At 59.6% G+C, this 14,104-nt stretch carries 8 protein-coding genes; 4 read left to right on the top strand and 4 right to left on the bottom strand.

Features of this window, described 5'->3' with window-relative positions:
• Window positions 1-1,409 precede the first annotated feature (1,409 nt).
• The 4 genes from QCE58_RS31585 (at window position 1,410) to QCE58_RS31570 (ending at window position 6,439) form a co-directional block, all read left to right on the top strand.
• Window positions 1,410-2,576, top strand: coding sequence for a DUF262 domain-containing protein (locus tag QCE58_RS31585; protein ID WP_309780873.1), 1,167 nt, complete (start codon window positions 1,410-1,412; stop codon window positions 2,574-2,576).
• The gene (locus QCE58_RS31580; RefSeq protein WP_309780872.1) at window positions 2,576-4,024 is read left to right on the top strand and encodes an AAA family ATPase; all 1,449 of its coding nucleotides are present in this window, start codon (window positions 2,576-2,578) and stop codon (window positions 4,022-4,024) included. Before QCE58_RS31585 ends, QCE58_RS31580 begins: the two co-directional genes overlap by 1 nt.
• A 571-nt stretch (window positions 4,025-4,595) precedes the next feature.
• Window positions 4,596-5,237: a hypothetical protein gene (locus tag QCE58_RS31575; protein WP_309780870.1), complete on the top strand. Its 642-nt coding sequence runs from the start codon at window positions 4,596-4,598 to the stop codon at window positions 5,235-5,237.
• Between the two features lie 410 nt (window positions 5,238-5,647).
• Window positions 5,648-6,439 (top strand): hypothetical protein, encoded by a 792-nt coding sequence (locus QCE58_RS31570; protein WP_309780869.1) that lies wholly within the window; start codon window positions 5,648-5,650, stop codon window positions 6,437-6,439.
• A 492-nt stretch (window positions 6,440-6,931) separates the two neighbouring features.
• On the opposite strand, the gene QCE58_RS31565 is transcribed toward QCE58_RS31570, so the two are convergent.
• From QCE58_RS31565 to QCE58_RS31550, 4 genes are all read right to left on the bottom strand, one after another.
• A complete protein-coding gene (locus QCE58_RS31565) occupies window positions 6,932-7,462 on the bottom strand; it encodes a hypothetical protein (protein WP_309780868.1) in 531 nt (176 codons plus the stop codon).
• Window positions 7,463-8,709: 1,247 nt separating this feature from the next.
• Entirely contained in the window at window positions 8,710-9,561 is an 852-nt protein-coding gene (locus QCE58_RS31560) for a hypothetical protein (RefSeq protein WP_309780866.1), read from the bottom strand.
• On the bottom strand, window positions 9,561-11,933 hold the full coding sequence (locus tag QCE58_RS31555) for an NfrA family protein (protein WP_309780865.1): 2,373 nt from the start codon (window positions 11,931-11,933) through the stop codon (window positions 9,561-9,563). Before QCE58_RS31555 ends, QCE58_RS31560 begins: the two co-directional genes overlap by 1 nt.
• The gene (locus QCE58_RS31550) at window positions 11,930-14,098 is read right to left on the bottom strand and encodes a glycosyl transferase family protein (protein ID WP_409014194.1); all 2,169 of its coding nucleotides are present in this window, start codon (window positions 14,096-14,098) and stop codon (window positions 11,930-11,932) included. Before QCE58_RS31550 ends, QCE58_RS31555 begins: the two co-directional genes overlap by 4 nt.
• Between the last annotated feature and the right edge of the window lie 6 nt (window positions 14,099-14,104).

Below are 14,104 nucleotides of genomic sequence, written 5' to 3'. Positions count from 1 at the left end.
GCTATGGCAAGCACGAACGGTCGCATCAGGAAGTAACGTTGATTTGGGGTGCGAATGCATGAATACGACGCCAGGCGTTGCATGTCTCCCTCCTTTTGCTCCGGCAGCCGCTTGCTATCCGGTCGGGCAACTAGCTACCGCATGAGTAGTTGGTCCAGGCATGAGCGGATAGTAGTCCCGCAATCGGGAACGTGTAAGGAATCATTTGCGGGCGCGACCATATGTTGAGCGGCGGCACGCTCAGCGATTGCTTGCTCGACGACGCCGATAGTCTCTCTCCAGGACCTGCGGCTGCAACAGGGCTTGCGCGGAACGGCCCAAGCTCAGCAACCGAGGCTCAGGTGGTACGCGCTCGCCTCCTACCTTCACAAGCCGGGCAACTCAGCAAACTGTCATTCGGAATCCCCGGGACCTGCCAACACCGTCTCAGTGCGACCATGAAGGGACCTCAGCCCTTAACGCCGCTCGCACCTTATAAGCTTTGCCCGCCTTCCGCGAGAGCATGCTAGGGCCCGAAGCGCCCATCGCCCAGCTGGCGATGCGTTCGACAAAGGGTGACCGACGGTACGCCGTGACGGGCGTTCCGTAGTCGCTGGCCGTGCCCTACAGGATGGCCGACGTGCGCGCGTCGGCCATCGCGGACGCTCGTTGATCCGGTGTAGGACGACTGTTGCCGGACCGATACCGACCATTCTTTCCGTCGCCGCATTTTGGCCACCGATTCTCCGTGTCAATATCGGGTTTCCTGAGGTTGCTTCTAAGCTTGCCGACCGATGTGATCGCATACAGGCTAATTCACACGCCAATGCCGGGACCAGCTGCAACGAGTGAACACTTAGTCACCGCGGTGCCTAGAAGGCAGAGGCCGAGCGCTGCTCTCCGGCTGGGGATTGTGGTATAGCGCGCTCGACCATCACGGTTAGCTGGGGCCTCACTTCATGTACGAACGCCAGGCGCTTCACGATTGTAACTGTGTAGCTGCGATTAGCAGTACGTAGTCCGTATTCGGCGGAGTCGAGCATACTGAGTGGCGATCGAATTTACTTACCGTCCGTTGTCGATCGGCAGCCGATTCCGTGTGTTGAGTGCACTCACCGCTACGAGCAATGATGTTCGACGCCGTATCGCACTACTCGCGTTTACCGACTCGCCCGGAATCGGCTCCCGCCACAGCGCTGGGCTCGGGAACTCAATTGATGTGGACGACAAGCAACGCGCGGTCGAACACGCCAAGCCGTCGGGCAGATTTCCAGGCTTTGCACACCACCCGCGAAGACTCGCACTCGGTCGGCATGCCATGCCGTGACACGCGGCAACGCGTGATGAAAAGAATACAAAAAGCTATAATACGTGCCCTACGGGAATTCCCCGTAAATTGCCAACAAATAACCGCTTGCTTGGGAGATTGTATGCGGCTGGTGCCATGGGACCCGGATGTCCAGACGGTTATGTCACGTATCGAATCGGATGCATTGGATCTTCAGCCAAACTTCCAGCGAGGTGAAGTTTGGCCGAGATCGAAAAAGCAGCGCCTTATCGATAGTGTGTTGAGAGAATGGCACGTGCCTCCGATCCACGTAATCGAGAATCCGACAACGCGAAAGCAAGAGGTACTCGATGGTCAACAACGTCTGGTTGCAATCCGCGATTTCATCCGAGGGGAAATTTCTGTCGACGGCGAAATTGAACCCCTGGATTTTCGTATTCAGCATCTAGACGGTCTGAAATATCGGACGCTACCGGACGACGTGCGAAGGCAATTTGACCAGTTCACTTTACGAATATATCGAATTATCGATTATGCGCCGTCGGAGCCAGCGGAGCTGTTTTATCGTTTAAATCAGCCGTCCAATCTAACCGGTGCGGAACAACGTAACGCATTCTATGGCCCGGTACGCGATCAGATCCGAGAATTTGTGTTATCCCTCGAGAAGCGTGGCATTGGTAAGGACCAGCTTGGGTTTTCGAACGCTCGGATGGCGTACGACGATGTCATCTGCCGCGTTGCACTGACTATAAGGCGAGGCTCGATAGATACGAAGATTACGGCCAATGATCTGGTGGAGTTGTACCGGAGTGAGACACCGTTGGATGTGCATACACTCGATTTGATCCGGCGCACCCTAGATGTCTTGGGCTCTGCTCTCGACAGTGCAAAAAAGCCAAAATTTAACAAAGCTACGCTTTATAGTTGGCTAGTCTTCATAGCGCGAGCCCTCTCCTCGGGTGCCATCCAAGCAGGCGACGCTCACACGGTTTCAGATTTTTTGACGGCCTTTTCTAATATCGCTGAGGATTCCACAAAGTCTCCGCCGCATTCCACGTATCCGCAGCTGCCGGCGCTCATGAAAGTCTACGAAGATAGAGCGACGTCTCGAGTCGCGGATGTATCGTCAATCGTCATTCGTGATTTAGTAATTTGGACGGCTTTCGCAGATGTAATTGCACGAGCGGATCGTCCAAACGTGCTTCCGCATTCGTTTCGCGGTTTGATCGAGAAGGTGCTGCATTCAGAGGTATTCGAGCCGGATATGTTGGCTCGTCACGCCCTGGAGTCCGGCTGGGGTAAGTTGTGATGAATCTCCGCGCGGCTAAATTCAACGATTTCTGGCGGACCGCGTTTGCACGGAAGTATCCTCAACGTGTCCAGTCGATCGCACTCACAGATGCGAAAGCAGTTGCCGACTCCCACTTGATCTTTCCGGCTGGGATAGTGGCGCTCGTCGGAGGAAACGGCGTAGGAAAGTCAACGTTTGCCCATGCGATTGCGGAAGGATTATTCGATACGTCTACCACTCCTGACCTGACAACTCAGCACGCCCGCATCAGCGGCAGCAGAATCAAATTCGCGCTTACGAAAAATGGGGTGTCATTTTCTCGGCAAGTATCTTTCGAGGCGAGCGACCGGGGAATTGACGGCGCCGAAACGTTGACGTGCAACTGGCTAGATCCTTCGTTGTTTGCTACAAAGTGTCGGCAACAGGTTCATGGCGATGAAGCATTCGAGGAGATATTGGATGGAGTCACTCCGCTGGACTTATCCGATGAAGAACTTGCCCTTGCGTCGTACATCGTTGGTAAACAATATATTCGCTGCCAGGTTTGGGAGATTTCCGAATATGGGCCGTTTGATCTATGGCCTTACTTTCGCGTCGCGACCCGAGGTGCTAATTACAGCAGCGAGTCGATGGGGCAAGGGGAGCTCGCCCTGCTGTCAGCGATATGGGCGATCAATCGATACCCAGACAATTCTGTGGTGATCCTTGAGGAACCTGAAACACACGTTTCGTCGCGGTCCCAATCGTCGTTCATGGACTTCCTTGCAAAGGGGTGTGCGGAGCGGGGACTAAGTTTCGTCGTGACAACGCACTCGTCCACAATCCTCCAGAAGATCCCCATGGATCACCTGTTCTTGATTGTTTCCAACGGCCAGAAGTCCGAAGTGATTCCATCACCGCGCTTCCACCAGGTCGCCGCGTTGGTAGGTGGAGGAGTGGCTTACCGCTCCCTCGTTGTTGTTGAAGACGAGGCAGCAAAAGCGCTTTGCGAGGCGATATTGGAGTTCGCAGACCCCGACTTAGCAAGGCAGGTCATCTATTCCGTCGCTCGCGATGGGGAGTCAGAGATAGTACGGATTCTTAAAGCAATGCCGCCAGTGGCAGGCTGGGGGAAGCTTGTCGGTTGCTTCGACGGCGATCAACGGCAACGGCATGCGGCTCTTGCTCTCCCATGGCCTCATATATTTCTGCCAAGCGAACAAGCGCCTGATAGATTGCTCCGCGATTGGTTGCTAGGGCTGGATACTACCGACGCAGCAAGCAACTTATCTGTCGATCACAACGACCTGGTCGTAGCTCTTGCCGTAGCCGATGGCATCGATCACCATGATTGGTTCCGCACAGTCGCGCAGAACCTGCACCAAGAAGTATTAGTTTTAGTCAAGGCAGCGGCAAAATTGTGGATCCGAGACAACGAAGCCTTAGCAAAGCAATTCGCCGGTGAATTGAAAAATTCTATGAGCTAGATGACAGGTGCGCGGCCCCTTGAGAGGATATAGCCAGTCGGGCGACGACGGACGCTCTAGGGGATCGCCGTGTGATCGCGAGTTTTATCACAGAGACGCCTATCACCTCGGCAGGACTTGTTTGCACATCTGCTCGGTCAAATTTTGCCAAAGAAGTCAACTTGTCCGAGCAAAGCAATGCAGAAGCCGACCTACTTGCGGGTTATCGTCGCTTGCAGACACGGTCTGCGCCCCCTTCTCGAGGGAGGCGATCGCCTGCGACAGAGAATCCGTGCGCTAGTCGGCGGCTAACTTGCAACCACCCAATTGTTCAAGTCGCAATCCATCTTCATTAGCTCGTATACAGAGGTGCTCTCATGAGCGTGAATCTTAAACCGCAAAACCTCTACAAAACATCGCGGACCAGATCTCCACGGGATGGAACAGCGTCAGTAGAATCCAAAATCTCGCTTACTACCTCAGCGGAGAAAATGATTTCTACGACGAGGAACACGAGCTAGTTCAACTCGAGTTCAGGTCTCAACTAGATCGCCTTTACATTTCAATTTGTACTTTGATTGAGGCAATTGGAATGCCCACTCTTTTGGCACAGTTTCAACATGATTACAAGGCGATCCCCGAAAAGAATGTGGCGAGCTTAAGCCTCCTTCCGTACGTCGGCGAACTGCATAGCGATACGCTTAGTCTATTCTGGAAATATCATTCAACCCTTTCGTCACTCATGGGAGAAGACACGACGCAGCAAGCAGAAGACGAGCGCCGAAAGCAGTTCGAGGGAATTCTGATTAATACCCCTAAAATCGTGAAAGACCGGAGCGTCGAACCGTCGAATGAAGCCGAGGTTCGGAAGTGCGTCTATGACCTTTTGATCCATGTCTTCCCCGATGCGGTTCGGGAAGCTTCGATCATTCAAGGTACCAAAACCTATAAACCAGACATTGGAGTCAAGTCGTTGAAGACAGCGGCTGAGTACAAATTCGCGGACTCTGTTGAGGAAGCAAAAAAAGCAATCGGAGGACTTTACGAGGACATGCGGGGTTATGCGGGCAGTGAGGACTGGACGCATTTTTTTGCGGTCGTATATATGACCGATGCGTTCTTCACCCAGCAGCAAATTATGGCTGAATTCAAACACACTAGGGCCGATGACAACTGGAAACCCATTTTGGTCATCGGTAAAGGCGGTCGCAAAAAGAAGGCGCCAGCTACGTAATTCTGCGATCCACCGGGCGCTGCACAAAAAGGGGCGCGCACGACGCAGTAAATCGGAAACCCCGCCTGGGGACGCCAACTCATTCGCCGCTCCCGGAGGCTGACCTTCGACTGTGCGGCATCGCGAGCGACAGCGAAGCGCCGGGCTGCAGCCGCGCGGCGGACAAGCGGCGAGTGTCGGCTTTGGCCGAAGCACACACATCGCCCATCGGGCAGAGTCCGGTCAAAAACCGCCAGTCAAGGCCTGACTGTGAGTCGCTGACAATCTACGCGCGAAGCGACCTGACTTCTCATATCGGTTCGCTTTCCAGGAGCCCAAAGCCAAGCGAGACGCGTGGTGCTTCTGGCACTCGACACACGACTTGGAATCATCGACAATAAAAGGCTACCTACTCGGCCTACTACGAAGCAATGGATGCAACACTTGAAAAGCGCTACTCCGATATTCTCGAGGCGATAGATCCGAGCTTCCTAGATCACACGATGGCAAAAGGCCGAAAGCTTTCGATGCCGTTTCTCGTCAGCGGACCGAGAGATCCCGATGCGCGGCGCATTATGGTAATCGGCAGAGAATATGGTGGAAAAGGCTGGAAAGTCGAGCACAACGGTGAAGGGCCGAACGAATATGTAACGAAGGCACTTTCCCGGCATCGGGATTTCTTCAACAAGGCAATGGCGAAGAGAGGTCGCGACAGAGGTGACACCTTCTTTAACTTCATGCGCGCTTTAGCGAGAAGCGTTGGTACGGAGGGCGGACTCATCTACTCGAACCTCCTCTGCTTCGATTCCGGTGGAAGGTCTCCTCGCTATTCGGAGCACTTTGCATTTGTCAAGCGCCTTTCGAAACAACTCCTCGATGTGCAACTCGATCACTTCAAGCCAGACGTCGTTATCTTCGCGAACGGGATGGACACGGTCGGTATCAGGCGCGAATTTTTCCCGATCGAAGGAGACGGAAAGGTTTGTGTCAGCCTGCGAAATTGGGAGGAAACGGGCATTTCGAAAAATCAGCTTTGGGAATTCGAACTCCACGGGAAGTTCTTGTGCTATAGAATTCAGCATCCGTCGGCAAGATCGAAGGCCGCCAAGGCGGCTCGGAAGCAGCTACTCGAACTGCTTTCTCAGAGAACGTCGCACAAGCAACTCGTTGCCGGGGCAGCGGTCAGCATGGGCAATGTCGATATCGCCTCATACGAACAATGAAGCAGCGTGCACGAATCAAACTGGTTCAAAGGCGACAATCGCTGGGGCGCTTGTGTTGCAAGTGTGTTGTCAGATCGAGGGGATATGCGGTAGAACACTACCGGCCACAACTTGCCGCCATCTACTATAAGCACAAAGATTTGTTCAAGCGTCTGAAAGACGCATGAGGCGGTTGTCGGTCGACGCAACATCCGGCCTGGCAACGGACACTGTGGACCTCCGCTACTTGGTGATGTGGAGGTCGCTCAATGGTCGCCAAGGCTGGTTCGCCGTTCCCGAAGGCCACTGGCGACTACACCGCACTGGGAATGGCAGCAAAGCGGCGGGCTGCGGCCGCTCGGTGACTGAACGAAGAGTGTCGGCTAAGGCCAAGGATGCGCGTGCGTCGACTTTCAGGTAGGCCATCAATCGACAAAGATGGCAGATGACCTCCCATGAAGTGCCTGAGTTTGACTTCAGTTAATGCTGCAACGTTCTCAGATTCACTTGAGGCTATTGTCGCGCAGATGTCGCCAAGACTGGATCGAGCGCACCCGTGTTGATCACCTTGTCAACAAAGCTTTCCATCGCGTTCGCGATCGCCTTCTGAGCAGCAAGACTTAAGGCATCAGCGCCTACCGGGCAATTTCCGTCCTCACTTGCATGGCCTTGGCCCCGGAACGTCGTGGTGATTAATTCTTTTCCTTGCCTATCGGAAACACGAGCGCGAATTGCGATATCCACGTTTGCATCAGCGGATGGCACCCAGAATCCGGGTGTGAAGCGAATTCGCGGGTCAAATTCAGATAGGTCGAACTTGAAGATGATTCCATCACGCGCGGAAGGCACCGCTCCGCCGTTGTTCACGACTTGAGGAAAGGCGGCTTCGACGGTCTTTGAAAGCGAACCTTGGAGCGCCTCACCGATATACATCGGATACTTATGTGCGCCGCAAGCAAATCCCGATTTGACATCCTTGCCCGCCGTAACGAGATTGTCGCTGAAGACAACGTAGGCCTTGTCCTGCCTGATCTTCGTGCTCATGACCTCGGAAGCACCCGATTGCGATGAAACTTGGACGTTGTACGCGCAACCTGAGAACACCGTTGCTGCTACCATCGCAGCGCCTGCTTTAACCCACGCCATAATTTTCCCTCTCACCTTGGCTGATTCTTGTTGTCGGGGCCACGCTGTTACGGCACGCCGTGAGCGGTTCCCGCTTTACTAACGGCAACAAGCGAGAATTCTTTAGAGCAAGTTTCGTGGACACTTCGCCCGTTGGCCGCGTTCAGTCGTCTGCTTCGTGGGATCCACGGGCTTGGTGGAACACGTCGCCACCGAGGATAGGAGCCTTTGTGCACGCGATTCCCTCGTTACGAAAACGCGACTTCGCGCCACTTAAACTCGCGACCCGCTGGGGCATGCGCCTAGAAACTCGCGTGGCTGCACCGGATAGCGCAAGCGGTGGCTTGCCGACTCACGAACGACGCTAATGTTAGAGGCAGCGGCGACAGATTGGCTCGGTTTGAGGAAATCTACGCTCGCCGCACCGAAATTTGGCGGCGACTGCAAAGGCGGACGTGGGCAACACGACCGCTCCCGACGGTCACAGCAAAAATGATGTGGGAAGACAATGTAATTCCCATCAACTCAATGGGAGTCTGTCATGGGAAGCAAGCCGACATCCAACCTTGACACGTCGCCAACGACAGCAAAGCGACGAGCAGCAGCCGCACGTCGGCTAAGCGATGAACGTCGCCTTTGGCCGCAAGCGACCTGCATCAACAACGCGGCCGACGCGCCGATCGCGTCTTGATACCTTTTTACTGAGTACAGGTTCACCAGCTGCACATATCATGTTAGCGACGAAAATCGGTCCGCCACGACGCTGACACAATCGATCTTGAACGCGAGCGTCCCAGGTTTGTGCTCAACCGGCAATTGGGATTGGGGTTCTGAGTGCCTGCGGTCCCACTAGAACCCGTATACCTGAGAGCCTTCAATGGCCATTCCGGAGATCGGCTCTGCAGAATGGGTTGAGACCAGATTCGGCACTACCTCACGACCGGAGACTATGACGGCTTCTTCATCGGCTGGCCAGCGGAGGCTTGAGTAACACTGCTTCGCGCGCTACACAGCAGTTGCGCGCTGCGCTCATCGCTGACACTCTGCTCCGCGCGAGGGATTTCATAGGAAGAGGCGCAACATGTGCCGGCGAACGTGCTGACCTCGGTGTTGCCCGCGGATTCCGCGCGCAAGATCGACACGGCATCGGCCAGATAAGCGTCGGGCTAGTGCGGTCGATAAGCATCGAGCAGGCCTTGCACGATGTCCGCCGACACGTAATGCGGCCCGTCGAAGAGATAGGTCTTGTAGCCGCGATACGCATCGATCTGCGGCTTCAGCTCTTCGACGGTCGCCGAGCGGAAACCGCCGCCCATTTGCGGCCTGAACGCCTCCGCGATGATCCGCACGCGCTTGCGCCCGAGCTTCGCCGCAAGCTGATCCGCATATTCCCGCGCAATTTTCGGCTCGCGTGCATACACGCCGCATCCGTCCTGCAGCAACACGCCCACATCGCGCGGCAACCACTGATCGAGCCATTCCGCGATGGCCGCGCCGCCCACGTTCGCGCGGTCATACACGCTGATCCAGAGCGGGCGCGGCAGCGTATTGAGCATCGTGCGCAGTGCACTCGCGCTCTGCCACGTCGGATCGATCTCGACGGGAAAGTAATAGCCCGTCACATGCACCGGCGGATGAACCTCCGCGAGCTGCATCGATTCGATGGCGAGTTGCGCCGCGTTCGCCCGCGCCGCCGCTTCGTCGAAGCGTCCCGCGAGCCCGACGATCACATCGCGCGCCCAGGGCTCCTGTCCGATGCGCTCCCAGTCCGGCATCCGCGGCGCCGGGCGCATGCCGGAGCCGGCCACGAACGCGACGCCGTCCACCGCCGTCCATTGCACGATGAGCTCGCGCGCGCCCAGCCGGTCCCAGTCGCCGCGCGGATCGGCGTGCGCGTTATCCGGCTGCCAGACGATGCCGTCGATAAGACGCGCACGCGACGTGTCCGCATTCGCTGCGCTGGAAACGCAAGCGAGCGCGATGCAAACGGCGAACGAGGCAAATAGCAAACGCATCATCAGTACGAGAATACCGCGCCGAAGAACACGCCTCGCGCGCGATCGTCGCCCGCGACGCGAAACCGGTACTGCACCGTTACATCCATGAACGAGCGCGGCGCATCGTACGGGCCGCCGCGAAACCAGTAGCGCGCCGCCACGCCCGCGCCGACGCCTACCGGCACGCTGTGATCGACCGCCGAATCGTAGTCCACGCCGACGACCGTATGCGGAAACACCGTCAGTCGCGGACTCACCGAATCCAAGCGATACGTGCGGCCCAGACGCGCGTTCGCGGTCGCGTAAGTCGAATGATTCGCGATGTAATGCCCCGCCTCGCCGTACACCGTGCCGGTCCACCAGTTCGGCATGTCGAGACGGCGCGTGTCGCCGAAACCGTTCGAATATGCGGCGCGCGCGAGCCAGTCGGAGCGCACGTCAGAACCGATCGGCAGAATCTTCTCGAGCGCAAAAATCGCATTCGCCGATGCGAACGGCTTCACGCGCGCGCCGATCGCCGCCTGCAACGTCGATGCCCCCGACGGCCCGCCGCCCTTCACGCCGAAATTCTCGTACCCGCGCGCGTACACCTCGAACATGCGCTCGCCGAGGCTGCCGAACGGACGCCAGTACGCCTCCGCGCCCGCCTGCCAGTTGTTCGACAGGCCGGGCGTCGGCGCGAACGCGAAGCCTTGCTGCGCGCCGTTGCCGCGATAGTTCACGGTCGCGCTGAAGCCCCAGTCGCGCGTCGCTTCGGCGTGGGCGGCGCGGGCATCGCTCAGAGCTTGGAGCGTCAGCGGCTCGTCGGCATGATCGATCGCGCGTTCCAGATACTTCCCGCCTTCGTCATTGCGATGCAAGGCGAGGGCCGCGTAACCGGCGTCCGCTTCGGCCGATGCGGGCAGGTTGCCGTTGCGCTCGGCCCGCGCGAAGTAATCGAGCGCGAGCGCATTGTCGCCCGCGCGCCGCGCGATGAACGCAGCCTGCGTATCGGTCATCGAGTCGAGCAGGTTCGCGTCGATGAGCGAGCGCGCTTCGTTCGACGCCTCGCGCGTGCGGCCCGTCGCCGCGAGTGCATCGATCAACGCGATGCGCGGCTGCAAATCGTCGGGCACTTCGGCAATCGCTGTGCGCCAGTAGCCGATGGCCGCGCCGCGGTCGCCGCGTCGTTCGGCGAGGCGCGCTTCGCGTGTGGCCGCGAGCGCCGGATCGTGCGCGTAGACATCGCACGATGCGCCGAACCGGTCTTCGCGACACTCGAACGTCGGACACGCGCGCGGATCGATTGGCTCGTCTTGCGTCGCGCCCATGCGCAACATCGTCTGCGCGCGATGGCGGCGCAACGCGATCGCGGCATCCGCGTCGTCGGACGTGGGCGTCGTGACGGGCGGCAGCGCATCGAGCGCCGCCTGCGGATGGCCTTGCGCGAGCCGCACATCCGCGATGATCGCGCGCGCCACCCGGGCATCGCGATTCTTGCGTTCGTCGCTTGCGTCGATCGATGCGAGCGCGAAGTCTGCATCCTTGCCCTGCGCCGCGCGCGCATAGCCGTGCAGCGCCGACATCAGCGCATCGCTTCGATCATTCGCGATGGCCTCAACGCTCGCGAGATCGCCGCGCGCAAACAGTATGTCGATCAACTGCGTGCGGAACGCGAGCCGCGCGGGCGCGTAAATGACCGCCTTGCGCGCGAAGCCTTGCGCCGCGTCGAGATCGCCGCGTTCGCGCGCCGCATACGCCGCCTTCGATTCGGCCGGCGCGAGCCTGTCGCCGATGAAGCGCCGCCGCTCGCGCAAGGCGTCGCTATCGCCGAAGCGCGCCGACGCATCGGCGGAAGCGTCCCACGCGGCGGCATCGTCGCCGGACGCGGCGAGCGCATCGATCAGCAGATAGCGCAGGCGTTCGGCCTGCGGCGCGAGACGCACCGCTTCACGGCCTTGCTCCACCGCCGCCGCGTAATCCTTTTCGCCGTAGGCGCGATATGCCGCGCGCGCCGCCTTCGCCGCCGGTGCGGGCAGATCGCCCGGCACGCCGCCCGCGCCGCCGGATGCGATCAGCACGTCGATCTGCCTGCGCCGCGCGGTCAGCGCCGGCAACGGTCCAAGTTGCGCGATCGCGTCCGTAAGCGCGCGGCTCGCGTCCTTCAGACGTCCGCGCGCGGCGAGCGCATTGGCGAGCAACAGACGCAGATCGGCGACATCGGGCCGCTGGCGAATCGCCTCTTGCGCGCGGGCGATGGCACCGGCATAACGATGTTCCCCGTATGCCGCGAACGCCTCGCGCGCGACGCGATACGCCGCGCCGCTCAACGGCAGCGGCAAGGTCTCGTCGGCGCGGGCGGCAAGCGACGCGCAAAGACAAAGCGCAGCGAACGACGCGCGACGCGGCGTCATTGAATTCCGGCCTGCGCGAGATAGCGGCGGCGCTGCTCGGCGATGGCGACGGTCAGCGCATCGGGCGTGATGACCTCTTCCGCGACCATGTAATCGCCGATGCGCCCGTGCCGCTCCGGCCGATACTTGCGCAACGCCGCCTCGAACGCGCCGCGCGTGACAAGCCCCATCTCGATCATGATGTCGCCGAGCAGTGGCACGCCGCGCGCAGCGGTGACATCGGCGAGCGGCGGCGCCGTTTCGTCATCGGCGTCGCCCGGATAGACCGGCATGCCGACCGTGCGCAGCATTCGCAAGCCCGCCGCGATCTCGCTTTCGCGCACGATCTGCAGCGTGACGCCGAGACCCGCCGCCGCGCGCAATTCCCCGAGCGACTCGTCGTCGAGCAGACTCGCGCAGACAAACACGGCGTGGCCGTTCGCATCGATGCCCTGCGGCAGCGCGCGCAGCCGCACAAGCGTTTCGAGCCTCGCGATGCCCGCAAGCTCGACGCGCGCCGCGTCGAAATGGCCGCGCGGCAAATCCGCCTGGAACGCGATCGCTTCCGCGAGCGTTTCCTCGTCGAGCCAGTCGCGCGTGACGAGCACGCGGCCGAGCGGCGCCTCGCGCGCGTGCTCGGTCTGGCGCGCCTCTTCGAGCCGCTCCGGATCGATTGCCTGCCACGAAACCAGCAGCTCGCCGAGTTCCTGACGCGTGTCGCGCAGGCCCTCGTTGCTGGGGAAATCGTGCATCGTCTTGTCCCACGCGAGCCGCCGCCCCGTCACCATATGCACGATGAAAAGCCGCCACGCGCGCGCCACCGCCATGAAGTTGATGACGTTGCCGATGACCATGCGCGGCACCGACAGCACGCCGTGCTCCCAGCCATAGAGCCGCGTCGTGAAGATGATGCGCTGCGCGACGCGTAGCACGAGCGCGACCGAGTTCGCCGCGAGCAGAAACTGCAGCCAGCGCGAATCAATGAACGGCGACGGAAAGAAATCGGTCGCGAGCCCGAGATACGAAGCCGTCGCAAAGAGCATGAACTGCACGGCGAGCAGATACGCCAGCATGCCGACGAACGCCGTCACGACGCCCTTGCGATCGCGCATCAGAAGATAGCGGTTCGCGAGCGAACCGCTCCAGCCGGTCAGCGCCCAGCCCTGCAAACCGATGCCGAGCGTCCAGCGCGCGCGCTGCCGGTACGCGGTGCGAAACGTGTCGGGAAAAAACTCGCGCACGCACAGCGGCATCGTCATTTTGATTTCGCGCTCGCGGCCGAGGCCGAACCACCCCTTGCGGCGCGTCGTGAATTCGACTGGAAAGAGCGGAAAGATCGACTGCATGCCGAGCCGCGTGATGCGCGTGCCGATGTCGTAATCTTCGGTGAGGCTTTCGGTATTGAACGGCTGATGCTCCGTCTCGTCGACGAGCGCGAGAATCGCACGGCGCGAGAAACAGGTGCCCACGCCCGCCGACGGCACCGCTCCGGCGAGACTTTCGCGCACGACGAGATCCTTCGCGTGCCATTCCGCGAACTCGTCCATGTACGTGCCCGCGACGAGCTCGAACCAGTGCCGCTCCAGCGACGCCACCGGCAACTGGATCATGTCCTTGCGCGGCAGCAGATAGTTGAAGAACTTCAGCTCGACGGGATGCAGCACGTCTTCGCTGTCGTGCATGACGATGCCCGCGAACTCCATCCCCGCCTCGAACTCGTGATGCAGGATCGCCTGCACGAGCCAGTTGAGGCAATCGGCCTTGCACGTCGGGCCGTCGTGCGGCACTTCCACGCGATGCAAATGCTTATAGCGATGCCGCATACGCTCGACTTCGCGGATCGTCGCGGCATCGTTCTGATACGTGCCGACGAACACCGTGTAGGCGCGGTAATCGAGCACGCGCACGAGGTCCTCGATCATCGCGGCGATCACGTCGTCTTCGTGCCACGCGGGCACCATGATCGCGATTGGCTGTTCGTCGCGTGCATAGAGTTGCTCGACGCTGAGCGGCGCGTAACGGCGCTCGACCGTCACGCGCCGCCAGAGCTTGCGCGTCCAGTACCAGATGTCGATGAAAAGATCGTCCAGGCTCGAAAGCAGGATGATCGCCGCGACCGTCGCGGCCACGTATTCGAGTCCCTGGTAGTACTCGGCGAGCAGGATCGAGCCGTACCACCCGAGCATCTCCGG

Origin of the sequence: Caballeronia sp. LZ028 (assembly GCF_031451415.1) — a bacterium.
Taxonomy (GTDB): Bacteria; Pseudomonadota; Gammaproteobacteria; order Burkholderiales; family Burkholderiaceae; genus Caballeronia; species Caballeronia zhejiangensis.
The sequence above is the reverse complement of the archived record's forward strand: the minus strand, read 5'-3'. Positions and strand labels throughout refer to the sequence as shown.